Below are 24,741 nucleotides of genomic sequence, written 5' to 3' on the forward strand. Positions count from 1 at the left end.
TAAGATTCAGCAAAATTGTTGTACTCACGCTATCCTATGTAACAGGAAAAGATTAACTAGATAAATTATGGGGTGTCCAAATTCCCAGGAACACCCGAGCAACTCCAAGGGGGTCATGCCATGGGACGTGGTCGCGCGAAGGCTAAACAGACCAAAGTCGCACGCCAACTCAAATACAACACACCAAGTATGGACTTGGACTCGTTGCAACGAGAGCTCGCAGAGCAATCCCATCGTAACTCCTCTGACCGTACCAATGACAAGGACTACGATGGTTACGGGGATTATTCAGATGATTACTCTGATTACGAAGACCAATATGCAAAGTATGCAGATTGGATTGAAGAAGACTCTGAGGATGATTCTGCAGATCCTTATTCCAAGAACTAAACCTCTTGCCTAAAAGAGCGAAAGCATCGCTTTCGCTCTTTTTCTATGGTTAGGAAACGACATGGAACAGCCTTCCCGCTTTCCTTACCTCTCACTCTTACCCCTAACTTTGGGTACTTTCCTAGGCTATTCACAGATTCCCTCCAAAAGCATTTTCGTTTCTTACTATATGAGATGGTAGTCTCATCACATGGAAAGCGATGTTCTTCATAAATCCGAACACCCGCGCAGCAACACACATAAACCTGTGCGCGGTTCTACACATCAAACTGCCAACACCACAACACGCCTTGTCATCCTTGGCGCGGCAATACTGGCAGCATTAGGCTGGGGCGCTATCGCCCTCGGGCGCGGCGAAAGTATCAACACCCTGTGGATTGTCCTAGCCGCAATCGGCTCTTACATCATTGGATTTACCCTCTACGCACGCCTGATTGAATATAAGGTTGTGCGCCCTCGCAATGACCGAGCCACCCCTGCCGAATATATGTCAGACGGCAAAAACTATATGCCTACCAATAAGAGCGTACTCTTTGGACATCACTTTGCCGCCATCGCAGGAGCAGGACCGTTGGTCGGCCCCATCATGGCAGCTCAAATGGGCTACTTACCAGGCACTCTCTGGATCATTCTCGGCGTAATCTTTGCCGGTGCTGTTCAAGATTATCTCGTACTATGGATCTCCACGAGACGCGGTGGCCGCACCCTCGGACAAATGCTGCGCGACGAGGTCGGCAGAGTGGGTGGCATCGCCGGAATGCTTGCCATTTTGAGCATCATGATCATTCTCATTGCGGTTCTTGGGTTGGTCGTCGTCAATGCTCTTGCTGAATCACCGTGGGGTGTGTTCTCTATCTCCATGACTATCCCCATCGCACTGTTTATGGGTGTTTACTTGCGTTATCTGCGCCCTGGAAAAATTCGGGAAGTCTCCCTCATTGGGGTGGCGTTATTGCTGCTTGCCATTATTGGTGGCGGACAGATCGCAAACACTGACTGGGGTGTGGAGTATTTTACCTGGTCTAAGCTCACCTTATCGCTTGCCTTGATTGGTTATGGTTTTGTGGCAGCTGTATTGCCGGTATGGCTTTTGCTGGCACCACGCGATTATTTATCAACATTCATGAAAATCGGAGTTATCGGCCTACTTGCCGTGGGCATTATCCTTGCACGCCCCAACATCACCATGCCAGCACTAACCCAATTTGCTACCGACGGCACGGGACCAGTTTTTGCTGGCGACCTTTTCCCCTTCCTCTTCATCACCATTGCCTGCGGTGCTCTTTCAGGATTCCATGCGCTTATCGCATCGGGCACCACGCCAAAACTCATTGAAAAAGAATCACATATGCGTACCATCGGTTATGGCGCCATGCTTGTTGAATCTTTCGTAGCCATCATGGCAATGATCACGGCAGTTATCCTTGACCAACACCTCTACTTCGCCATGAATGCACCAGCAACCCTCACTGGTGGCACCCCAGAAAGTGCCGCTGCCTATGTTAATTCTCTCGGGTTGGGTGCCGGCAATATCAGTGCTGAAACTCTTGCTGCCCATGCCGACGCCGTGGGCGAGCATTCTATCATCTCACGCACAGGTGGCGCCCCCACCTTTGCATTTGGTATGTCTGCTATTTTGAGTAGCGTCTTTGGCAGCTCCGCACTCCAGGCTTTTTGGTATCACTTTGCCATCATGTTTGAGGCACTATTCATCCTGACCACCGTCGACGCTGGCACTCGTGTCGCCCGCTTTATGATGAGCGAAGTCATGGGTAATGTGCCGGGGCTGGGCAAGTTCAAGGATCAAAGTTGGTCACTGGGTGGCTGGATTGCTACCTTATTGGTTTGTGCAGGTTGGGGCAGCATTTTGGTGATTGGTGTCACCGATCCACTCGGTGGTATTAACGCCCTATTCCCACTCTTTGGCATCGCCAACCAGCTCCTTGCCGCAGTAGCATTGACTCTGTGCATCGTGGTTTTTGCCAAGAAAGCACTATGGCGGTGGATATGGATACCCGCACTGCCACTGGCGTGGGATTTGCTCATCACGTTAACGGCCTCTTGGCAAAAGATTTTCTCCTCCGACCCGAAAATTGGCTACTGGGCACAGCACAATCGCTACCAAGAAGCTCTTGCTGCAGGAAAAACTGAGCTTGGCACAACAGTTGGTGTCGAAGCAATGCAAGCAGTGGTAAGGAATACTGCCCTACAAACATCCTTGTCAATCATCTTTGCACTCAGTGTTATCGTCGTAGTGCTTGCTGCATTGGTGAAAATCATGCAGGTGGCACGCAAGCCACTCGAAGCAGAAAGTCACGGTGAAGTGTGTACTGAAAGCGAATCCGCATTCATTGCCTCACGCATTGAACCGCTCCACTCGCAATACCAACTCAGCCGCAACTATACGACGCTATCCCACACATAACACATGAAATTCACACACATTACTGGGCTAATCCGTCGCACCTGGCATGGTCTTGGCGAGATGATGGGCGAACATGATTATCACAAATATGTTGCCCATATGCGCGCGCACCACCCAGAGCAGCCTATTCCTAGCGAAAAGCAGTATTGGCAGCACAGATGGCAAGAACAACAGCGCAATCCAGGAAGTAGATGCTGCTAGGTTTGGGTAAGCGTCGAAAAGCATAACCACATAAATAAAGCGCCTGCTGCAACAGCAGGCGCTTTATCAGACCTTATTGACCAAGGAAAATGCCATTGGCCGGACCCAGCGGCAAATCTGCATAGAACCACAATGCCAAGAGCGCAGCCCAGAGGAGGAAATACACCGGGGTAAACGGTAGCAGGCGGCTCATCAACGTACCAATACCCGCCTTAGGTTCATAACGACGCAATAGTCCCAAAATCACAATCATATAAGGATTCAATGGCGTAATAATCTGCGTTGCAGAGTCACCCACACGGAATGCCGCCTGAATGAACGCCGGCTCATAGCCAAGCAGAGCAAACATTGGCACAAAGACCGCCGCCATGAGCGTCCACATGGCAGAACCGGAAATAATCAGCAAGTTCAATACTGCTGCCAATAGAATGAACGCAAAAATAGCAGTAAACCCAGTCAAACCAATGGTTTCAAGTAAGGCAGCGCCTTTGACTGCCGTCCAGGTGCCAATACCAGTCCAAGAAAATAGCGCAACGAATTGCCCCAGGATAAAGGCCAATACTAAGAAGCTGAGCATATCTTTCATGGAATCAGACATCATCTTCACTACGTCTTCCATGCGTTTAATGGAGCCAACAACCACACCATAAACCAAACCGAGCACAGCAAAATACAGCACCACGATAAACACAATGGAATCAAGCAAAGGCGATTTCGGTAAGAACTGCCCTTGTTCATTACGCCACGGCGAACCAGGCATAAAGCACACTCCGACGATAGCGATAGTCACTAATACGGCAGCAAGCAAGGACCAGAGCAAACCTTTTGACTCGGTCTTTGTCAACGTAGCAGATAATTCATTGCCCTCGGCGTCGCGGTCGCCACGAGCGGAAAGGTCTTCGGTTTCGTCGAAAGTTTCTTCCGCAGGCACGCTTTGGCGCCACATACGCGGCTCCAAGACCCTATCAATGATGAAACCAGCAGCAAGACCAAGCACCACCGAAGACGCAATGTTGAAGTAGTAATTCGAGAGCGCATTAACTGGGCTAGCTGCAGAATCAGGCAGGTTCTCCATCACCGAGGTCGTAATACCGGCAAATAATGCGTCCAGAGAGGTAGGCACCAATGCTGTAGAATAACCAGCTCCTACCGCGGCAAAGGCACCAAGCAAACCCGCAACAGGGTGACGACCACTCGCCTTGAACACCATCGCAGCAAGAGGCGGAATAACCACAAAAGCAGAGTCAGCCATGATAGAACCGGTCACACCAACGATACCCACTGCATAAGGCAACACCCACTTAGGCGAGGAACCGAAGATTTTGCGCACCAAAGCAGAGAGCATACCAGAACGCTCGGCAATGCCTACTGCCAACAAAATGGGCAACACTGTAAGAAGCGGTGGGAATCCCACATAGTTCGCTCCGATTGTGGTACTGATCCAGGCAAGACCCTCTTTGGTGAAAAAGCCTTTCACGGCTACTTCTTGAGGTTGATCCCCAGGCACGGTGACGCTTTGATGTGTCCATGCCATGATCGTCGAGGCAATGGCGGTGAGGAAGAATAGAATCAAAAAGAGCGTAAACGGCTCAGGTAATTTATTACCTACGCGTTCAATGCCGTTGAGTGTTTTATCCCCCAGCCGTGCCCAAGCACTTTGTTTTGGGGGGTGATTATCCCCTTGAGCAACTGCAGTAGCGTTATGTGTGTTGTGGTCGGACTCGGACATCGAGACAGCCTCCCCTATTGTTCAACAGGTTTTGTATTGCCCTTAACCATAAACTAAAACAGCTCAGTTGCGAAAACTTGCCCACCCGATTGCTCAAACTCCACCCGAGCTGCCTGCAATAACTGTGCGTCATAAACACCATCAAGCACCACCGCAGCAAGACCAATGCTGCCATCACGCATTGCACGATAGGCTGCTGGAGAAATCGCAGCTTGAGCAAAGTCTGTGGTATGCAAAGCCACACCAGAATCAGAAACAGCAATCATGGGGTGAATACCAGGAATAATCTGGCTCACATTACCAAAATCTGTCGAAGCAGCAACCGTATCTGGCACTACCCCCGCAGGCACTGGATTGCGCTGACAACCCTGTTGAGCACGAGTCCAGCTTTGCGCCAAAACATGATTATTACGCACTGGCAAAGTAGCGGGATTATCATCCCATTCAATGCGCACTGCACAGCCTGTCATCAAGGCAGCACCGTGCATAATATCTTCAATGCGCTCAGATAAATCTACGAGCGTGGGAATCATCGTCGAACGCACATTGAGTTCCATAATTGCACTATCGACGATAATCGATGGGCGTTTGCCGCCATCGGCAATAATGGCATGCACTCGGTCTGAGGGCGGCATTTGCTGACGCAATAACCCAATGCCCTGATAAGCCAAAGAGGCGGCGTCGAGAGCATTTCTACCCATAAAAGGCTGAGCACTGGCATGGGCAGCAATTCCACTGAACGTGGCCTTGAGAAATCTGCGCCCTACCCAAGCGTGCTCTGCCACATCCATATTGAATGGGTGCACCATCACTGCGGCATCACATTCACGGAATGCGCCCTGCTCAATCATAAGCTGCTTACCTGAACCGCCTTCTTCAGCAGGCGTGCCGTAAAGAACTACTCGGGCGGCTGCGTTATTTTCTGCAAGCACCTGCCGGGCTGCTAAATATGCGCCTATGCCACTGGCCGCAATGATATTGTGCCCACAGGCGTGACCGATGCCCGGAAGGGCATCATACTCTGCACAAATAGCAATGGTGGGGTGAGTGTTTTCCTCAAAATCCTGGCTTGCCCACTCGCTGCGAAACGCTGTGTCCAATCCATAGCAACCATGATCTACCTGGCAGCCATGCTTTTCTAGAATACGCACTAATAGTGCCGAGGATTGGTACTCCGCAAAACCTTCCTCAGGGTGAGCATGAAGCTCACGGACAATCTGCGCTAGATCCTCTTCGAGCTGCTCTACTACTGCGACAACACGCTCATGCCATTGCGAGGGTGCGCCGTGGAAAACCGTGGCAGTATTCTCTTTCCCTTTTTCAGTGCTTTCGACGCTGCGTCGAGCGTCGGTGGCGATCTTCTCTGAGAGGTAGTCGAGGTAGGCAGTTGAGGGGGTTTGAGGTTTGTCCGGTAATTTTTTACTTTGCTCACTGGTCATGCTCCAAAGTTAGCACAGCTGGGGTGCTAATTCTCTGGTGAGCCAAGGCTGTAGTGTTCATGGGGCTTTTGTGGTGGAATAGCAAAAACCGCCCTCTGCGGGGCGGTTTTTGCAAATAGTGATTGCGGAAAAACTCTTAGCGAGCTTTTTCGATAATCTCTACCAAACGGAAGTGCTTGTCCTTGGATAGTGGACGAGTTTCCTCGATACGTACGTGATCGCCTACACCAGCGATTTCTTCCTCATCGTGAGCTTTCACTTTGGAGTTGGTACGAATCGTCTTACCGTATAGAGAGTGCTGCTTACGGTTTTCGAGCTCAACTACGATGGTTTTCTGCATTTTGTCAGAAACAACGTAGCCGGTGCGAACTTTACGAGCACCCTTTTCTTTCTTGTTCACGTTTGCCTCACTCATGATTAAGCCTCAGCTCCCGGAACCACAGACAAGCCCAGTTCACGCTCGCGGATAACGGTGAAGATGCGGGCGATGTCGCGCTTGACCGTGCGTAGGCGACGGTTATTGGTTAATTGACCTGTTGCGGCTTGGAAGCGCAAGTTGAATAGCTCTTCTTTAGCCTCAGCCAGCCTGGTCTTTAGCTCCTCGGTGTTTAGCTCGCGAAGCTCATGTGCAGGGGTACCGGTAGCCATTAGAACTGGTCCTCCTTCTTAACAATGCGAACCTTGCAAGGTAGTTTCTGACCTGCGCGGCGTAGAGCTTCTAGTGCAATTTCCTCGTTAGGGTAGCTCATCTCGAAGAGAATGCGACCTGGCTTAACGTTGGCGATCCACTTCTCCACTGGACCTTTACCTGAACCCATACGAACACCAAGTGGTTTTTGGGTCAAAGGACGGTCTGGGAAGATGTTGATCCACACTTTACCACCACGTTTAACGTGACGGTTGATAGCAATACGCGCAGATTCGATCTGGCGGTTGGTGATGTAAGCAGGCTCTAGTGCCTGGATACCGTAATCACCGAAATTGATGCGGTTACCGCCTTTGGATACACCAGAACGAGTTGGACGGTGCTGGCGGCGGTACTTTACGCGCTTAGGGATAAGCATTTCTTAGCCCTCCTGCTTCTGTTCAGCACGGTTGCGACGTTGGCGACTACGAGGACGCCCGTTGCCACCGCGGTTGCGGCGTTGTTCAGATGCGTTGATTTCGCTCTCACGACGACCACCGACAACGTCACCCTTGTAGATCCACACCTTAACGCCAATGCGTCCGAAAGTGGTGTGAGCCTCGTAGATACCGTAGTCGATTTCTGCACGGAGAGTGTGCAATGGAACGCGACCCTCGTGGTAACGCTCGGTACGTGCCATTTCAGCACCGCCAAGACGACCAGAGCATACAACTTTAATACCCTTTACGTGAGGTTGGCGCATTGCACCTTGGATTGCTTTACGCATCGCGCGACGGAATGCCACACGGTTGGTCAGCTGCTCAGCAATAGACTGCGCTACGAGCTGAGCGTTAGCATCAACATTCTTTACCTCGAGGATGTTGAGGGCAACTTGCTTACCGGTGAGCTTTTCGAGCTCACGACGCAAACGATCTGCCTCAGATCCACGACGACCAATAACAATACCTGGGCGTGCGGTGTGAATATCAACGCGAACTCGATCACGGGTGCGCTCGATGACGATGTCAGCAAGACCAGCGCGATCTAGAGTGTTGGTGAGGAACTCGCGGATTTTGATGTCCTCTGCGAGGTACTCAGCATAGTTTTTGTCGGCGTACCAGTGGGACTTCCAGTCGGAAGTAATGCCCAACCGGAGGCCGTGCGGGTGGATTTTCTGGCCCACTACTTGGCCCCTTCCTTCTGGCTCTCGACAACCACAGTGATGTGGCTGGTGCGCTTACGGATCTGGAATGCACGACCCTGTGCGCGTGGACGGAAACGCTTCATTGTTGGTCCTTCATCAGCAAATGCTTCAGAAACAACCAGTGAACGGCGATCCAAGCCGAAGTTGTTTTCTGCATTTGCTGCAGCAGATGCAACAACTTTAGCAACCGGCTCTGAAGCAGCTTGTGGCGCATACTTCAAGATAGCCAATGCTTCTTCGACGGACTTGCCGCGTACTAGATCAATCACGCGACGAGCTTTCATCGGAGAGACACGGACGAAACGAGCGGTTGCGCGTGCTGAAGTGATATCTACTTCACTCATCGCTTATCGACGTCCCTTCTTGTCCTGGATGTGACCCTTAAAGGTCTTGGTTGGTGCAAACTCGCCCAACTTGTGTCCGACCATTGAATCATCCACGAACACTGGTACGTGCTTGCGTCCATCGTGGACAGCAAAGGTGTGACCAATGAAGTCTGGAAGAATGGTAGAACGGCGAGACCAGGTCTTGATAACCTGCTTGGTTCCCTTTTCGTTTTGAGCATCAACTTTTGCGAGGAGGTGCTCATCGACGAATGGACCTTTCTTAAGGCTGCGTGGCATCTTTCGTTACCTCCTCTTAGCGCTTCTTGCTGCTCTTCGTCTTACGACGAGAAACAATCATGTTGTTGCTATAACGGTTAGGGTTGCGAGTGCGACCCTCTTTCTTACCCCAAGGGGATACTGGGTGACGTCCACCGGAGGTCTTACCCTCACCACCACCATGTGGGTGATCCACAGGGTTCATGACGACACCACGAACGGTTGGGCGTACGCCCTTCCAGCGCATACGTCCAGCTTTACCCCAGCGGATGTTGATCTGATCGGCGTTTCCGACTTCACCAACGGTTGCGCGGCAACGGATGTCAACACGGCGGATTTCTGAAGAAGGCATACGCAAGATAGCGTATTTACCTGCTTTACCCAGCAACTGGATAGAAGAACCAGCAGAACGAGCTAGTTTTGCACCAGCGCCTGGCTTGAGTTCTACGTTGTGGATAACAGTACCAGCTGGGATATTGCGCAATGGCAAGTTGTTTCCAACTTTGATATCTGCATTTGGGCCAGCCTCAACCATTTGTCCTTGGGTAAGACCCTTTGGTGCTACGATGTAGCGCTTTTCACCATCGATGTAGTGAAGCAATGCGATATTTGCAGTACGGTTTGGATCGTACTCAATATGCGCAACCTTTGCTGGGATACCGTCTTTGTCGTTACGACGGAAGTCGATGAGACGGTACTGGCGCTTGTGTCCACCACCCTTGTGGCGAACGGTGATGTGACCGTGTACGTTACGGCCACCTTTCTTTGGAAGTGGGCGCACCAAAGATTTTTCCGGCTTCGAGCGAGTGATTTCGTCGAAAGTGGAAACAGAACTCTGGCGACGACCTGGAGTTGTCGGCTTGTATTTACGAATAGCCATAGTTTGTCCTTACCTCGACCTTTCTTAAGCGGCTGATCCGCCGAAGATGTCGATTGCGTCGCTGCCCTCACGAAGTGTCACATAAGCGCGCTTTGTTGCTTTACGAGTACCGAAACCAGTGCGGGAACGCTTACGCTTACCTGCACGGTTAAGAGTATTAACGGAAGCAACTTTCACGCCGAAGATTTGCTCAACAGCAATCTTGATTTCAGTCTTATTTGCAGTTGGAGCTACGAAGAAAACGTAGGTGTTTTCTTCCATGAGTCCATAAGACTTTTCAGATACAACAGGGGCGAGAATGATGTCTCGTGGATCTGTAATTTTAGCCATTACTTCTCCTCCTCTTTCGCCGCAGTACGGTCGATGAAAGCGTTAAGAGCTTCGAGAGAGAAGATAACGTCATCAGACTTGAGTACGTCGTAAGTATTCAACTGGTCATCGTGCAAAATGTGCACACCTGGCAAGTTGCGAGCACTCTTCTGTGAGGTTACATCTTCACGACCAACAACGAACAATACATTCTTGCGGTCAGTCAAACGCTCAATGAACGCACGTGCGGACTTGGTTGAAGGGGTCTGACCAGGAACAAGCTCAGATACCACATGAATGCGCTCGTGACGTGCACGATCGCTCAATGCGCCATAAAGAGCAGCCTTGATCATTTTCTTCGGAGTACGCTGGGAGTAGTCACGTGGCTTAGGGCCATGTGAAATACCACCACCGGTAAAGTGAGGGGCACGAATCGAACCCTGACGAGCACGACCGGTACCTTTCTGACGGAATGGCTTACGGCCACCACCGCGAACTTCACCACGAGTTTTTGTTGAATGGGTTCCTTGACGCTTTGCAGCAAGCTGTGCAGTAACAACCTGGTGCATAAGAGCAACAGATGCTTCGCGATCGAAGATGTCTGCAGGTAGTTCCACTACACCATCAGTCTTGCCTTCAGCGGTGTGAACGTCCAATTTTAGATTGGTCATGCGTGTGCACCGCCCTTCACTGCGGTCTTAACGGTAACAATGCCACCACGGTTGCCAGGGATAGCTCCCTTGATCAAAATGAGGTTAGCATCGGCGTCGATTTTCTGAACCTTAAGGTTCTGGGTTGTAACGCGATCTTGACCCATGCGACCAGCCATGCGCTTACCCTTGAAGATGCGACCTGGGGTAGCACAAGCACCAATACCACCAACACGGCGGTGAGCTGCTTGGTTACCGTGAGATGCACCTTGTCCGGCAAAGCCGTGACGCTTCATACCACCGGCGAAGCCCTTACCTTTGGTGATACCGGTTACATCAACGTAGGTAATTCCCTCGAAGATGGACGCGGTAACTTCTTGACCAACCTCGTAGCCTGAAACATCGTCGAGACGAATTTCGGTGAGGTGGCGGCGTGGGGTAACACCAGCTTTCTTGAAGTGACCAGCTGCAGGCTTATTTACCTTGCGTGGGTCGATCTCGCCATATGCGATTTGGATAGCGTTGTAGCCATCGGTTTCTACAGTGCGAATCTGGGTAACGACACATGGACCAGCTTCAACGACAGTAACCGGGATAACGCGGTTCTCCTCGTCGAAGATCTGAGTCATGCCGAGCTTAGTACCCAGAATGCCCTTGATCTCAGTTTCACTCATTATTTATTCTCCGCTGCCAAATTTTCGTCGATCACTGGATATTCACATCGACGCTAGCTGGAAGATCGATGCGCATAAGTGCATCAACCGTCTTAGGCGTCGGGTCGAGAATGTCGATGAGGCGCTTGTGCGTGCGCATCTCGAAGTGCTCGCGAGAATCCTTGTACTTATGTGGAGAACGAATAACGGCATATACGTTCTTTTCGGTAGGCAATGGCACAGGTCCAACTACACGAGCACCAGTACGGGTGACTGTCTCAACGATCTTCTTTGCAGAAGCGTCGATAGCCTCGTGGTCATAAGCCTTGAGCCGAATGCGGATCTTTTGTCCCGCCACGCTTATCCTCTTCCTCGCTTGTCTCACTTCCTTCATAAATGAAGGCTTGGTGAGAATCGCTCATTCTTTACTCTATAACGTTGTCCGATACCTTAAGGAGTATGGGCGCAACGCCAGTTCTTTACTTTGCTTGGTGGAGATGGGGCGTAAGGCACAAACACACGCCACACATCTTCCATGAGCTACCCCATGAAAACAAGCCAGAAGGGATATTCGCATGACGCGAACCCTTGAGGTAATACTGCCGCTGTTTATTTGCCATACTCCCTTCACTCCGACCCTCAAGGTAGAACAGGCGATTGCCCTGTGCATACCCCTTAAGGATCCTCTGTGGCCAGCTTTTACGCTTGCCACCATGAAAGGTGTCATGGTCACTAAGCCACGTAAACATCACATGAACTCGCATGAGCATGGAGTGTTTATATGTCAAAGCAACCTGAATAGTAAAACATAAATAACACAGGAACGCAAGCCGTAATTTTCAGGCAGAAATACTCAGGGCAATAACGCTTTTCGACGCCCATCCATATCGCACCATCAGCACATTCCGATAGGGGGAATACCCAACCGTTTGGGGGTAAATAAGAAAATGCATTTTTTACACAATAAATAACCTATGAGATGTATTTTTAGCCACAGTTCACCAGAAAAATCACCCAAAACACATACCCACTGAATACCTTTTTGATAGCAATATAGATTAAATTACAGGTATTCCTTAAACTGACTCCCAACTTAAGGATTTCAGAGATGATTAAGTACATCGTGAAGAAAGTGGCGAGCTGGTTGCTTATTATTTTCCTAGCAACCAATATCGCCTATTTCTTGGCGTCGCTCTTTCTTGACCCACGGTCAAATTATCGTGGGCGTCGTCCGCCACTTTCCTCAGAACAAATCGAAACAATCCTTACCCCACTCAACCTCAACCCAGAAACTCCACTTATCCAACGCTGGTGGACATGGCTCAAAGGAGTAATTTTGCACTGGGATTGGGGCAAATCTCCTGTGGGTGAGTCCGTGAACAGTCAGATTGCACACCGCATTTGGGTATCAGCAGAACTTCTCTTGCTCGCCACGATTCTTTCTGTGATTATCGGTGTTGCGTTGGGCGTTTATACCGCCTCGCGCCAATATAAAATAGCGGATCGCTTTTGGCAGGGTGCATCTATTATCACCATGAATATCCACATTGTGGTGGCTTCTTTGCTGGTAGTATGGGCAGCACTGAAAATCAATGAGTGGAGCGGGCACCGCGTTTTCTACGTGACCGGTAGCACTAATCCTGATGTTTCCGGTTTCTTCCCCCACCTCGTGGATTTGGCGCAACACTTAGCATTGCCCACAATTTCCCTGCTTATTATTTCTTATGCGGGCTACCACCTCACGCAGCGTTCGCTTTTGCTCGATAATCTCAACGCTGATTATGTCCGTACAGCCCGCGCCAAAGGTTTAACTCGCGCTCAGGCTGTTCGACGTCACGCCCTACGCACCTCTATCATTCCAGTCGCTACCTCTGTGGCATTTTCATTACCGGGTATCTTCACTGGTGCAGTGATGACAGAACGCATTTTCGCGTGGAACGGCATGGGTGTGTATTTCACCGATGCACTGGCCAAAAATGATGTGCATGCTATGGTTGCCGTGGCTGCTTTTGGTGCTGCCACCACTGCTGTATCGGCAATTTTGGCAGATATTGTTGTTGTGATCCTCGACCCACGAGTGAGGGTGAGCTAAATGTCTGAGACTAAAACACAAGTGACCCGAGGAACTTCCAAGCTCAAGCTATACACCAAGCGCTTTTTACGCAATAGGATTGCCGTCGTCGGGCTTATTATTTTCGTTCTATTGGCAGTGGCTGCGCTCATTGGCGAGAAACTCACTTCGTGGGCTTTCGACGACCCGGACTTCCTTAACTTAGCCACTCCCCCTTCTAATGAGCACTGGTTTGGTACTACAGACTCAGGCAATGACCTCTTTGCTCAGACCATGCATGGACTGAGGCGTTCGCTCATTATTGCAGTGTCAGTATCGCTGAGCACCACAATCATTTCTTCGTTTATCGGTGCCGGTGCTGCGCTGTATGGCGGGCGGGTAGAAAAAGTAGTTTTGGCGATTATTCACTTCCTCTTAGCCATTCCCTCTTTCTTATTCATTGCTTTGTTGGTTTCCGGTTCAGGTGGAGATTGGAAATTGCTCATTGTGGTGCTGATCCTGTTCGGTTGGATGTATCAGTCCCGAGTTATCTGGACGTTGGCATTGTCTATTCGTGAAAATGATTATGTTCGCGCCGCGGATTATATGGGTGTGTCCCGTCTGCGGATTATCGCTCGGCATATCATTCCCAATATCGGTTCCTTGCTAATTATCCAGTTCACATTGGGAATTGTCTCCACTGTGATGTCCGAAACCGCATTATCTTTCCTTGGTTTGGGTATTAAAATCCCTGATGTTTCACTCGGTACGCTGCTCTCCGGTGGCACTGGCACGCTCAACACCGCACCGTGGCAGTTCTATTTCCCTGCTGCGGTGTTGACCCTCCTCACAGTGTCCATGGCTTTTATTTCCGATGGGCTTCGTGACGCACTTGATCCTAATTCCAAATCTGGAGGCCGAGCATGAGCGAGAACAAGATGAACACGCCACACACCGGCAGTCCACAAGCAGCTACACCGCAACAGGCGACCGCCCAGCAACCCGTCCTGTCCGTGCGTGACCTCACCGTATCCTTCCCCTCAGAAGCAGGAACAGTCTCCGCAGTACGCGGAGTAGATTTTGACCTCTACCCAGGGCGCACCCTCGGTATTGTGGGAGAATCCGGCTCCGGTAAATCTGTCACCTCATTGGCAGTCATGGGACTACTGCCGCAGTATGCAAAGGTCACGGGTTCCATCTCATTCGACGGCACCGAGCTCCTAGATCTCAACGACAAACAAATGTCTAAAATCCGGGGCAATGGCGTCGGTATGATTTTCCAGGATCCACTGTCCGCGCTCACCCCGGTACTCACCGTGGGCGCGCAACTCATCGAGGCAATTCAGGCACACCAGCATATCTCCAAAAAACAAGCCTTGAAACAAGCCATTGAGCTTTTAGATCTTGTGGGTATCCCCAATCCTGATGTGCAGGTTCATTCTTTCCCACACCAATTTTCTGGTGGTATGCGCCAGCGCGTGGTGATTGCTATGGCAATCGCGAATAATCCTCGGGTGCTCATTGCCGATGAGCCAACTACTGCTTTGGATGTCACAATCCAGGCGCAGATTCTTGATGTGATCAAGCTGGCTCAGAAAGAAACAGGCGCGGCGACCATTATGATTACACACGATATGGGTGTGGTTGCGGGTATCGCTGATGATGTCATGGTGATGTATGCCGGGCGCCCGGTAGAAAAAGCGGACGTGTACACCATCTTCAAGCAACCAAAAATGCCTTATACCATTGGCCTTTTGGGTTCCACTCCACGGGTGGATCAGAAAACACACCAACCGCTAACCCCCATTGAGGGTTCTCCGCCGATCCTGGTGAACCTTGAGCAGCGATGCCAATTCGCTAACCGTTGCCCCATCGCGATTGATGAATGTACTCATGCCGAACCGACGCTAGAAACAATCACCACACAGCCTGCGCACCATGCTGCGTGTGTGCGCAGTGCCGATATTCACGACCAGAAAATCAATGGTCAGCGCCTCTTTCCACTGCCGGAGCTTCCCGACGATATGTACGCGGATATACCAAGGCAACAGCGCGATAGCGTGCTTTCAGTAACGGAATTAAAAAAAGAATTCCCCATTCTTAAAGGTGCTTTCTTAAAGCGCAAAGTGGGTGTTAAAAAGGCGGTTAATGGTCTAACCTTTGATATTCGCGCTGGTGAATGTATGTCTATCGTGGGGGAATCCGGCTGCGGTAAAACAACCACTCTGCGCGAAATTATGGACCTGAATCCCAGCGACGGCACCGTGATCCTCAATGGACAGGACGCTCACGCAATGTCTCGCAGCCAACGGCGCAAGGCACGATCCCACATCCAAATGGTGTTCCAGGATCCCATGAGCTCCCTCAACCCACGCATGACTATTAAAGAAGTTCTAGCCGAACCGCTTCATTCCCTCGGCTACCAGGGCAATATCGACGAGCGTGTATCCGAGTTGATGGGTCTTGTTGGGCTAGACGCCTCCCAGATAGACCGATTCCCTGGCCATTTCTCTGGTGGTCAACGCCAACGCATCGGCCTAGCACGTGCCCTGGCCACCAATCCATCAATTATCGCCCTCGACGAACCAGTGTCCGCACTGGATGTGTCTATCCAGGCAGGCGTTATCAATCTTCTCGATGAGCTAAAACGCAAACTTGGATTGTCTTATCTTTTTGTCTCCCATGATCTCTCTGTAGTTCGGCACCTTTCCGACCGAGTTGCTGTGATGTATCAAGGGGAGTTCGTTGAAGAAGGCAGCGTCGACGAAATTTTTGATAATCCACAGCATGAATACACCCAAAAATTACTAGCGGCTATCCCCATCCCCGATCCCACAATTCAGCGGGAAAAACAAGACTATTCGTCGAGAGTTCCTTAAAAGATTTTTGCTTCACGACGATACCCCTCACTACGAAAAAAGGAGATGAGATTGATGAAGTCACTTCTTCGTTCCACTGCCATCGCTATGGCAGCAACCCTATCCATTACACTGACTGCATGTAGTAGCAATGGTTCTGATTCTGCCGCTGGTGGCGCTAGCATTAGCGTTGAGCAAGCAGGAAACTATGCTCCTACTGAGCGCGATAAGATCAAAGACGGCGGCACGCTCACGCTTGCGATTGATGAGATTCCAGCTCAGCTCAATGACTTACAAGCAGATAGCGTGTTAGATGGTCGCACACTGTGGCAGACATATAACCCTGTCCTTATTTTGTCAGATGGCGCAGGTAAAGCCTATCCAAATGAAGACTACATTACCGACATGAAACAAGAAGTAGTGGATGGGAAAACAAAAGTCACCTACACATTCAATGAAAAAGCAACATTCAATGATGGAACTCCTATTGACTGGCGCAGCTTTGAGACTACACGCAAGTTCATGAGCGGTTCCGTAGAAGGTGCAGTACCTAGTAGTACAGATGGATATATTGATATTGAGTCAGTGACACCAGGAGAGAATGACAAACAAGCTGTTGTTACTTATACTCATGAGTTCCCTTTCTGGGAAGATATGTTCACTTCAATTTTGCATCCAAGTATCACCACAGCAGAACAATTTAATACGCTTTATCTCGATGCTACGGCGTCTGAACTAGGTGCAGGACCATTCAAGGTAGAAAAAATCGATCGCCAGGCTGGCATTGCTACATTTGTGCGTAATGAAAAATGGTGGGGAGATCCAGCAAAACTGGAAAAAATCACCTACAAGTACATGAGTTCTGATGCCTCTATTAATGCTTTCCAGGCTGGAGAAATTGATGCTACCGGTGTTTCCACCAAAGATCGTCTTAAAGTCGCTAAGGATATGGGAGATAGTGTAGATATCCGGGCAGCAAGCCGTAACTCTGTGTTCTACTATACACTCAACTCCAAATCACCTTTACTTGGAGATATTAAAGTTCGCGAAGCAATAGTTAAAGCTGTCGACCGCAAGCAAATTGCTACCATCCGCTATAACGGTTTGGATTACACTGAGGATTTGCCAGGTTCCTTTATTGCTAAGCCATTCCAGGAATACTATGAAGATAATTTCGGTGAAGTAGCAGAATACAATCAAGAGGAAGCAAAAAAAATCCTGGATGAGGTCGGTTGGGTCGAAGGCTCCGATGGTATCCGCGAAAAAGATGGCCAGAAGCTGACTATACACTTTGTATCTTTCTCGGATGATGCGAATGGCAAAGCAATGGACTCTGCTATCCAAAAAATGCTCAAGGATATTGGCGTTGATCTACAAATAGACCAACGCCCTGGATCCGAATTTTCCAACACTATGGCTAATCGAGACTTTGATATGCTCCTCTCTGGTGTTGGTGGTGGTTCAGCTAATGCCGTACAGAATTTCGGTCAGCAATATCTCTCTGATTCTGAACTCAATAAATCAGGTCTTGGTTCTGCAGAGTTTGATGAAAAAATCCGTGAATTACAAAAACTTCCTACAATAGAAGAACAATACAAACGCGGCAATGAACTAGAGAAAGAAGCTCTTGCAGAATATGGCTTAATCCCAGTTCTCACTGGCGTAAGTATCTCAGCAATGAAGAAAGGTTTAGTGAACTTCGGTCCACTTACTTTCGCAACAGTACCTAAAGAAGATATTGGATATCTCAAAGAGAGCTAATAGTTCATAAGGTTTCTTTTAAGGTGCCTAGGCTGCAATAGCCTAGGCATTTTTGTTACCCCCACCCCTTTACTATCAATCGACAGTTATCTAACATACTGATTACCTGCCGTTACAAACCTCTACCATGCAGGAGGTATCATGAATTTTCTTGTTCGCGTCATAACACAAGCATGGAGGTTATCACCGTGGCGTAATGCGGTCATGGTACTCATGATTATCCTATCGGCACTATGCTCAGTAATAGCACCATATGTTTTAGGTCAAGGAGTTGCGTCGATAGTTTTAATCTCCGATAGGGGCGAATTTCTCCGATCAGCCAGCATTATGGCTATCGCATACTCGCTATTGTGGTTTATTGGCTCCACTTTGCGCTATATGGCTTATCCAATTTATGGGCTTATCGAGCAGAAACTGCAATCCGATGTTATGGCTCGTTCCTTGTCGGATAGCATTACAGCAGATGCGCAGATGCGCCATCGCATTGACAATACAGAAGTTTCCTTTGCTATCGACACCGAGGCAGGGGCATATCGAGACACATTAAGCGGGCTTTATCTATCACTACTACCTGCTTTTATTTCTCTTACCGCTGGTATCGGTACAGTCATCTATGCAAGCACTTGGGTTGAGGGACTGATCCTCCTTGCAGCTATTGTGCTCTATGGCTTCATAACTCGCAGTCTCATTGGTCAACATCAGGCGGCACAAACAGAGATGTTCCAGCAGAATATGCGTAGTTTTGGGGTATTGGGAAACTCTCTTTCCTTATGGAAAGAGGCTATGGTCTTTTCTGTCCCTCATTTTCTGGCAACGCGTTATCGGGAAGATCGCATTCCAGTGGAAAATGCTGGCAAAAATGCTTACGCAGCCACCAGAAAATTATATGTTGCACAAAATTCTATTTTGGCACTGACCATTTGTGCACTCATATTCACAATTAGTTTCCGCACCCATTCTGACCCTGCTACCGCAATCGGCACTATTGTGTCCACTGTCGGTATCGCCATTGCAGCCATTTCCCCACTCCAAACCGTAGGCTTTGGGTTCTCCTCCCTTGCGGTTGCCATTACCCATGAGAAAGAGTCCAGAGCAAAAATCAACCCCACACGTTCAGATACAGATCTTCCTAACGAAGAATCCTCGCAAGCACCTTGGCAAAAGCACATTCACGAACTCGCACAACTTCTTACATCTGAGCAGGCACAACACTCAGGCAGACCAATTTGGGTACTAGGTGCCAGTGGCACCGGGAAAACCACTGTTCTTGAGGGACTTCTCGGGCTTAACACTTCACAGCCTCAGACTGACGTCGTCAAGCGTGGTTATGCACAGCAAACACCAGGGTTACTCAACGCAACCGCAATGGATAATGTTATTTTTGGTCGAGAGATACCCGTAGAAACTGCAAGTTCCGCGCTTTCTCGCCTTGGCTTGGAGATGTTTGCTCTGGATGGTTCCGCGCATGGGCGTGACGTCGCTGGTGAAGAAGGTGGAGTATCCGGTGGAGAACGCCAACGCATCGCCATTGCTCGGGCATTGAGCGACGCACCAGGAACTCTTATTGTTCTTGATGAGCCAACAAGTGGTCTGGATGCCACCGCACGCGCCTTGGCATGGGATTTTATCGAAGAAAAAGCGTACGAAAACACTGTTATTATTGCGACACACGACAGCTCCGCACCGATACGCGCAGACGATAAAGTAGTGCGCCTGTCTGCCCAAGATTAACAATTTCTGTTTAGTTCTGCTCTACTTCAAGAGCACGCACTGCCTTGTCAAAGAAAAATGTGCTACACAATCCACCCAACGCAAGTAAGGCACACGACCACACGCCTATGGTAATTGACCATGCGTGAGAAATATAGCCTAGCGGCGTACTCCATAACCCACTACCAGCAGTAACAATCTCTACCTGAGTATTTGTTGCCCGCCCGAATATATCTTCATCAAGTAGGTCATACATTTTCGCATACACCACAGCATTAGCAGCTGGAGCAAAAATTACGCATAATCCCAAGGGGATAACCATAGCTAATGTAGGAGTCAGCAGTGCCACGGCAGAAAGCATAACCGTCAGGTTGATTCCATTGAGGAACATGAGCGTACGCAAGGAAAATCTTTTCTGTAAATAGCCCGTTGCCAACGCTCCAAGAACACCAATCACGCCAATTGCCGCCCTAGCAAAACCAATAATGTAGTTATTGTATTCCGCTTCTTCCAAAGCTATGACAGATAAAAAGAGAGCTCCCGACATCGCGCTATTGAGAAATAGCTGCACAATAATTAAGTTACGCACAAAGGCATTGCGAATGACGAGGGATAAACCACCCATTGTGGTTTTCAGCAATGAGGTTTGTGCTCGTTGTTGTGGTTCCAACGGACTCTTGATGAGCACAAAACACGCAGCAGAAATAAGAGCACTTAGCCCACTAGCCAGAAAGGGCAACCAATCATTGATGCTAAGCAGAAAACCACCGAACACAGGTCCCACTAATCCTGCTGCCTGCATACGGGCTTGCATCAGTCCTTCTGCACTAGCAAGTTTTTCCCTAGGCACTAGCTGCGGCAAAGAAGAACCGATGCTGGCTCCCGAAACAGCACTACACGACACTTCTAGCGACAACAGTGCACCAAAAGCAATGATATTGAACGTATCACTAGCAATAAGTACCGCCGTGGCACAAGCAGTAAGAGCAGCAAGAACCTCACCAATAGGAATGATCTTTTTCCGTTGCTTCATATCAGCCAAGCTGCCACCAATAATTCCTGCTACCAGGGATACCAGTGCCAGAATAGTCTCGATAATTCCGGCAGCTACCAGGCTTTGAGTATGCCGATAAATAACTAACGGAATCGCTAAAGCTACAGCAACACCCACTACCTGCGACGCTACGCCAGAGAAAAGATACAGCTGAAACTCACGGTTTGTCGGCTTTGACTTCGACGTTGCATCCTGTGGCATAGCATCCCCTTTCAATAAATAACTATCATTATACAGTTATCCAATTAAGAGCAGGACAGGAATAAAAAAGGAAAATTGGTAGCGTAAGTTACGGAAAATTGGTAGCATACGTCAAATAGAAAATGTAAAGAAGCAGATTATGTCCTATTTACACCGAGCAGCAGACCAGCAACTCGACCAACTTCTTCCTTATGTAAGCGCTATTGCCATTGAGGGGCTCAAAGGAGTGGGAAAAACTGAAACTGCACAGCGCAGAAGTACCACCACCTTAAAACTTGACTACCCAAGCGACCAACAAATCATCGCCGCTGATCCATATTTTACTTTCGCACCAGAAGGAACAATTCTGCTCGACGAATGGCAAAAACTCCCTCAGACATGGGACTATGTACGTCGAAACATTGATGCTGGCGCACCTGCCGAAAGATTCATTTTGACTGGTTCAGCAACTCCCATTGCAGGAACAGATACCCACAGTGGGGCAGGAAGAATCCTCTCGCTAAGAATGCGTCCACTGGCACTTTTTGAGCGAACACCCCAACACGCAACAATCTCCTTGCGCGAGCTTTTCTCTGGTACTGCCACTATCTCTGGGCAAACACATTTCACACTAGAAAACTATGTGCATGCCATAGCAAGCAGTGGTTTTCCGGGTTTTTATGAAGCTCCAGAACCCGTGCGCAACGCTCAGTTAGATTCCTACTTGAATCGAATCGTCGACCGTGACTTACCCGACCAAGGCTATACGGTACGCAATCGCGCAGGTCTACTGCAGTGGTTACGTGCCTATGCAGCTGCTAGTTCCACTACCACCAGTTATTCCACAATCCGCAATATGGCTATTTCTGATAAAGGTCAAAAACCGGCAAAAACCACCACCCTGGTGTACCGAGAAAAACTAGCAGAAATATGGATGCTCGATGAAGTACCTGCGTGGGACTTTAGTCGCTCGCCTTTTACCGGTCTAGCGCGTGCCCCGAAGCACCAGCTTGCCGACCCTGCTTTTGTGCTGCGCTTGCTCAACATCAATGAATCACAACTACTCAGTTCCCGATTCTCGCACCTCATAGGGCCATTATTTGAGTCACTGGCTACCCTGTCAGTGCGCGTAGCTACCCATGCCTTATTGGGGACTGTGAGCCATTTCCGAACTCAAAAAGGAGATCATGAAGTAGATCTTATCGCTCAAGATCAAAATGGTTCCCTACTCGCTATCGAGGTAAAACTCACCGCTCACGTGCGTGATGAGGATGTTCGACATCTATTATGGTTGAAAAAACAGCTACCCCAAGACATCACCGATACCATTATCCTCACGACAGGTGAGCGTGCTTATCGACGAGCAGACGGCGTAGCTGTCATTCCACTAGCACTTCTAGGTTTGTAGCAATACCCCTTTGCGCATACGCGCGCTAAACCTTTGGGCAATCAAGCAGCCTAAAACAGCAAGCAAAGCACAAGAGAGTAACGTCGCAAAGTTATCGTGGTAGGTTGGCACTCTGCCACCACGCCATGCCTGCACAACCTGCGTCAGCGGTAGCATACGCAACAATGCAGCAGCGGGTGGTGGATAAAACTCAAGTGGTACCACCACACCGCTACTCAGCGGCAATAAGGCGACCACCCAATTGAGCAGCACGTAGGGGTTAGCGCGCAATAATCCAACACCAGCAGCGCACATACCAAAGCCAACTCCGCATAACGCACTGGGGACAACAAGTTGGAAAAGCAAAGACCATGACACCCCTGCGGTGAGCGTCAATACTGCCAGCACCACTACACTGCCCAGCACTGAGGTAGCACAGGCAAGAATGCTTGCCCCACACCAATATGCAAGCGGAATGCGCCTGCGAGAAAAGATCTCCAGTGCGATTCCGGTATTGCGATCGTGAACCACAATACCCACCACAATCGCTGCCGCCAACGAAAACGAACTAATGACCAAAGACGCCACCACAATCGGCACCAATTCTGGCGCCCCAACTCCATTGCCGAGGAGTACGTCGAGGCTTATGCCCAAAGCTGGGACACAAAAAACTGTGACAATAAAAGTACGCACACTCGCAAAAGTAGCGTTCGACGACCGTGCCAACACTCGCACAGCGTTTATGATCGCGTAGATACCCATCATTACACCAGCTCAATCGTCGCATTTTTGCGTGCCAGACTCGCAGTGCGTCGCACAATCATTTTCGCTGCAATCAGCCAGACGACGCACACCACAACGCATAGGGCGGCGTCGAGAAGCTGAAAATCCATCAGGAATCGAACACTGCCAGCGCTGGGCACAAAGAATCTGCTCCATTGGCTCAAGCTGGTGCCGCCGAGAGAGATGTCGAAAATCCCACTCAATGCTATGAGTGGGACAAGTAGCAACCCCTCGTACACTAAGGCGTGTGGAGTGGCGAGAAAAACCACGGCAATGATGTAACTCATCACCACCAAGGACAGCCACAGCAATAATGCGCCTAGCACGCATAATAAGCACTGATTCCACCGGAATGTCGGGAATACTTGGGGTGTCGGCAACGTACGCACAGCCCCAGGGAAAAACCATATAGCAGCAGAAATCGGAATGGCTAGCAGCCCGAATGTAGCGCAGGCAGTAATGCTTGGCGCAATACCAGCAAAGGTGCCAAGTCGACTATGGGCTAAAAATACTAATGTGCCCTTGACACGCTCAAAGCCTAAAATACCGGAGGCAGTGACAGTCACAGTCCACATCCCAATCGCAATTGTTCGGATAAAACCCACCCACGGTTGCCCACCCCATGCGTTAAGTGCAAGGAGCTGGATGAGTGCGGTGGCAAGAGTGGCACTCAGTACCAATTCCAGGAAATAGCTAGTGCGGGCGAGCTCACGTATGTGAAAGCATGACATACGCACAAATCTGGCAATGTGTTTCATTGTGCTCTCCTTGCTGCTAAAGCAAGGAAAGCGTCCTCAAATACAGCATCGCGAATAGTCACATCGTGAGGCATAGCTACTCGAGCTGACGCACACGCCTGTTGTATCCGATGATAAATCTCTGCCCGGTTGTATGGTGGCGGCACATAAATGCTAAAACACCATGTTCCACCCTGCGCGTGGAGTGAGCATACTCCCAGAGAAGCCAAAGCAGTACGCAGGGCAACGACCTCTGTTTCCGAGTGCGGAATATGGGAGAACTGCACCACTGTTGCTAATTGTGCAAAATCAAATATGTGCTGCTCGCTGCCAGAGACGAGCACTTCACCTTGGTCGAGCAGCACAATGTTATTGCTCAGCTGTGCAATCTCAGCCATGGAGTGCGAACTTAGCACAATGGCAGTTCCAGAGTCGGCTACCTGACGCACCACATTACGAATCTGTACCGAGACATCAGGGTCTAAACCGCTTGTTGGTTCGTCGAGAAGCACTAAGGCAGGATTGCCGAGCAGTGCTCGCGCAATATGCGCGCGTTGTCTTTGCCCATGCGACAACGTAGACACTGCGCGTTTACGCAGCTCAGACAACCCGACCAAGGACAATACGCGGTCAATTTCCGCCCGCTGCGCCCGATAGGGTACATCTGCTAAATCAGCAAAGAACCTTAGGTTACTGTGCAATGAAGCGCGAGCATAAAAGCCACGTTCTACCCCAAACATCATGCCGATGTGCGCGCGTGCGCGTTCTGGGTAGGCAACAGCGTCAATCCCGGTTATTGCTACGCGACCACTGCTGGGAGCTAAAATGGTGGCGCATATTTTTAGCGTGGTAGTTTTACCAGCACCATTGATCCCGACCAGGCCGAGAATCTCACCAGGTGCTAGCGAAAAAGATACATTTTTTAATGCGATTATTTCCCCACGCTGGTACGTTCTTGATATTTCTTCTACCAATAAAGCTGGGGAATTACTCACACCTAAACCTCATTCTTAGTCCTTATGCTGTCATGGGATGTTCCTTCTTTTTCTTGTTCTGCGGCATGAACTGCGCAGAGAAACCATCGACTGACATAAGGCATTCTCCTTGAGTAAGC

General features: G+C 49.6%; 26 protein-coding genes. 9 read left to right on the forward strand and 17 right to left on the reverse strand.

The window, feature by feature from the left end; translation table 11 throughout:
* Positions 1 to 120 precede the first annotated feature (120 nt).
* The 3 genes from EML15_RS08705 to EML15_RS08715 all read left to right on the forward strand — a co-directional run bounded on the left by EML15_RS08705 (position 121) and on the right by EML15_RS08715 (position 3,016).
* Positions 121 to 390: a DUF3073 domain-containing protein gene (locus EML15_RS08705; RefSeq protein ID WP_144275477.1), complete on the forward strand. Its 270-nt coding sequence runs from the start codon at positions 121 to 123 to the stop codon at positions 388 to 390.
* A 190-nt stretch (positions 391 to 580) separates the two neighbouring features.
* Complete coding sequence (locus tag EML15_RS08710; RefSeq protein ID WP_144275475.1) at positions 581 to 2,815, forward strand: carbon starvation CstA family protein; 2,235 nt, start codon at positions 581 to 583, stop codon at positions 2,813 to 2,815.
* Between the two features lie 3 nt (positions 2,816 to 2,818).
* A complete protein-coding gene (locus tag EML15_RS08715; RefSeq protein WP_144275473.1) occupies positions 2,819 to 3,016 on the forward strand; it encodes a YbdD/YjiX family protein in 198 nt (65 codons plus the stop codon).
* Between the two features lie 73 nt (positions 3,017 to 3,089).
* On the opposite strand, the gene EML15_RS08720 is transcribed toward EML15_RS08715, so the two are convergent.
* The 13 genes from EML15_RS08720 to rpsJ all read right to left on the reverse strand — a co-directional run bounded on the left by EML15_RS08720 (position 3,090) and on the right by rpsJ (position 11,465).
* Complete coding sequence (locus EML15_RS08720; RefSeq protein ID WP_144275471.1) at positions 3,090 to 4,745, reverse strand: AbgT family transporter; 1,656 nt, start codon at positions 4,743 to 4,745, stop codon at positions 3,090 to 3,092.
* A gap of 53 nt (positions 4,746 to 4,798) precedes the next feature.
* A complete protein-coding gene (locus EML15_RS08725; protein ID WP_144275469.1) occupies positions 4,799 to 6,184 on the reverse strand; it encodes a M20 family metallopeptidase in 1,386 nt (461 codons plus the stop codon).
* A gap of 136 nt (positions 6,185 to 6,320) precedes the next feature.
* Positions 6,321 to 6,599 carry a 30S ribosomal protein S17 gene (gene rpsQ, locus EML15_RS08730; protein ID WP_144275467.1) on the reverse strand — a complete coding sequence of 93 codons (279 nt, stop codon included), beginning with the start codon at positions 6,597 to 6,599 and terminating at the stop codon, positions 6,321 to 6,323.
* Between the two features lie 2 nt (positions 6,600 to 6,601).
* Positions 6,602 to 6,832, reverse strand: a complete 231-nt coding sequence (gene rpmC / locus EML15_RS08735) for a 50S ribosomal protein L29 (RefSeq protein WP_144275465.1) — start codon at positions 6,830 to 6,832, stop codon at positions 6,602 to 6,604.
* On the reverse strand, positions 6,832 to 7,248 hold the full coding sequence (gene rplP, locus EML15_RS08740; RefSeq protein WP_144275463.1) for a 50S ribosomal protein L16: 417 nt from the start codon (positions 7,246 to 7,248) through the stop codon (positions 6,832 to 6,834). The genes rpmC and rplP overlap by 1 nt, the downstream gene beginning before the upstream one ends.
* A gap of 3 nt (positions 7,249 to 7,251) precedes the next feature.
* The gene (gene rpsC, locus EML15_RS08745) at positions 7,252 to 7,992 is read right to left on the reverse strand and encodes a 30S ribosomal protein S3 (protein WP_144275461.1); all 741 of its coding nucleotides are present in this window, start codon (positions 7,990 to 7,992) and stop codon (positions 7,252 to 7,254) included.
* On the reverse strand, positions 7,992 to 8,357 hold the full coding sequence (gene rplV, locus EML15_RS08750) for a 50S ribosomal protein L22 (protein ID WP_144275459.1): 366 nt from the start codon (positions 8,355 to 8,357) through the stop codon (positions 7,992 to 7,994). The genes rpsC and rplV overlap by 1 nt, the downstream gene beginning before the upstream one ends.
* A gap of 3 nt (positions 8,358 to 8,360) precedes the next feature.
* Positions 8,361 to 8,636, reverse strand: coding sequence for a 30S ribosomal protein S19 (gene rpsS / locus EML15_RS08755; protein WP_144275457.1), 276 nt, complete (start codon positions 8,634 to 8,636; stop codon positions 8,361 to 8,363).
* Positions 8,637 to 8,652: 16 nt separating this feature from the next.
* Positions 8,653 to 9,495: a 50S ribosomal protein L2 gene (rplB, locus tag EML15_RS08760; protein WP_144275455.1), complete on the reverse strand. Its 843-nt coding sequence runs from the start codon at positions 9,493 to 9,495 to the stop codon at positions 8,653 to 8,655.
* A gap of 24 nt (positions 9,496 to 9,519) precedes the next feature.
* The gene (gene rplW, locus EML15_RS08765) at positions 9,520 to 9,825 is read right to left on the reverse strand and encodes a 50S ribosomal protein L23 (protein WP_144275453.1); all 306 of its coding nucleotides are present in this window, start codon (positions 9,823 to 9,825) and stop codon (positions 9,520 to 9,522) included.
* A complete protein-coding gene (gene rplD / locus EML15_RS08770; RefSeq protein WP_144275450.1) occupies positions 9,825 to 10,475 on the reverse strand; it encodes a 50S ribosomal protein L4 in 651 nt (216 codons plus the stop codon). The genes rplW and rplD overlap by 1 nt, the downstream gene beginning before the upstream one ends.
* Positions 10,472 to 11,128: a 50S ribosomal protein L3 gene (gene rplC, locus EML15_RS08775; protein WP_144275448.1), complete on the reverse strand. Its 657-nt coding sequence runs from the start codon at positions 11,126 to 11,128 to the stop codon at positions 10,472 to 10,474. The genes rplD and rplC overlap by 4 nt, the downstream gene beginning before the upstream one ends.
* Positions 11,129 to 11,159: 31 nt before the next feature.
* Positions 11,160 to 11,465: a 30S ribosomal protein S10 gene (gene rpsJ, locus EML15_RS08780; RefSeq protein ID WP_003848085.1), complete on the reverse strand. Its 306-nt coding sequence runs from the start codon at positions 11,463 to 11,465 to the stop codon at positions 11,160 to 11,162.
* A 750-nt stretch (positions 11,466 to 12,215) separates the two neighbouring features.
* Here rpsJ and EML15_RS08785 point away from each other — a divergent pair.
* The 5 genes from EML15_RS08785 to EML15_RS08805 all read left to right on the forward strand — a co-directional run bounded on the left by EML15_RS08785 (position 12,216) and on the right by EML15_RS08805 (position 19,507).
* A complete protein-coding gene (locus EML15_RS08785) occupies positions 12,216 to 13,199 on the forward strand; it encodes an ABC transporter permease (protein ID WP_144275446.1) in 984 nt (327 codons plus the stop codon).
* A complete protein-coding gene (locus EML15_RS08790) occupies positions 13,200 to 14,084 on the forward strand; it encodes an ABC transporter permease (protein ID WP_144275444.1) in 885 nt (294 codons plus the stop codon).
* Positions 14,085 to 14,095: 11 nt separating this feature from the next.
* A complete protein-coding gene (locus EML15_RS08795; RefSeq protein ID WP_210415268.1) occupies positions 14,096 to 16,036 on the forward strand; it encodes an ABC transporter ATP-binding protein in 1,941 nt (646 codons plus the stop codon).
* A gap of 54 nt (positions 16,037 to 16,090) precedes the next feature.
* Positions 16,091 to 17,776, forward strand: a complete 1,686-nt coding sequence (locus EML15_RS08800; RefSeq protein WP_144275440.1) for an ABC transporter family substrate-binding protein — start codon at positions 16,091 to 16,093, stop codon at positions 17,774 to 17,776.
* A gap of 141 nt (positions 17,777 to 17,917) precedes the next feature.
* Positions 17,918 to 19,507, forward strand: a complete 1,590-nt coding sequence (locus tag EML15_RS08805; RefSeq protein WP_144275438.1) for an ABC transporter ATP-binding protein — start codon at positions 17,918 to 17,920, stop codon at positions 19,505 to 19,507.
* 10 nt (positions 19,508 to 19,517) lie between these two features.
* Here EML15_RS08805 and EML15_RS08810 read toward each other — a convergent pair whose 3' ends face one another.
* Entirely contained in the window at positions 19,518 to 20,741 is a 1,224-nt protein-coding gene (locus tag EML15_RS08810) for an MFS transporter (RefSeq protein WP_144275436.1), read from the reverse strand.
* Between the two features lie 139 nt (positions 20,742 to 20,880).
* On the opposite strand from EML15_RS08810, the gene EML15_RS08815 reads away from it, so the two are divergent.
* A complete protein-coding gene (locus EML15_RS08815; protein WP_144275434.1) occupies positions 20,881 to 22,128 on the forward strand; it encodes a DUF4143 domain-containing protein in 1,248 nt (415 codons plus the stop codon).
* On the opposite strand, the gene EML15_RS08820 is transcribed toward EML15_RS08815, so the two are convergent.
* From EML15_RS08820 to EML15_RS08830, 3 genes are read right to left on the reverse strand one after another with little or no spacing between them, the layout of a single operon-like run.
* The gene (locus tag EML15_RS08820) at positions 22,117 to 22,872 is read right to left on the reverse strand and encodes a hypothetical protein (protein ID WP_144275432.1); all 756 of its coding nucleotides are present in this window, start codon (positions 22,870 to 22,872) and stop codon (positions 22,117 to 22,119) included. The genes EML15_RS08815 and EML15_RS08820 overlap by 12 nt on opposite strands.
* Positions 22,872 to 23,648: a hypothetical protein gene (locus tag EML15_RS08825; protein ID WP_144275430.1), complete on the reverse strand. Its 777-nt coding sequence runs from the start codon at positions 23,646 to 23,648 to the stop codon at positions 22,872 to 22,874. Before EML15_RS08825 ends, EML15_RS08820 begins: the two co-directional genes overlap by 1 nt.
* On the reverse strand, positions 23,645 to 24,622 hold the full coding sequence (locus EML15_RS08830) for an ABC transporter ATP-binding protein (RefSeq protein ID WP_144275428.1): 978 nt from the start codon (positions 24,620 to 24,622) through the stop codon (positions 23,645 to 23,647). Before EML15_RS08830 ends, EML15_RS08825 begins: the two co-directional genes overlap by 4 nt.
* Positions 24,623 to 24,741: the final 119 nt, after the last annotated feature.

The organism is Corynebacterium sp. sy017 (assembly GCF_017918135.1).
Lineage (GTDB): Bacteria > Actinomycetota > Actinomycetes > Mycobacteriales > Mycobacteriaceae > Corynebacterium.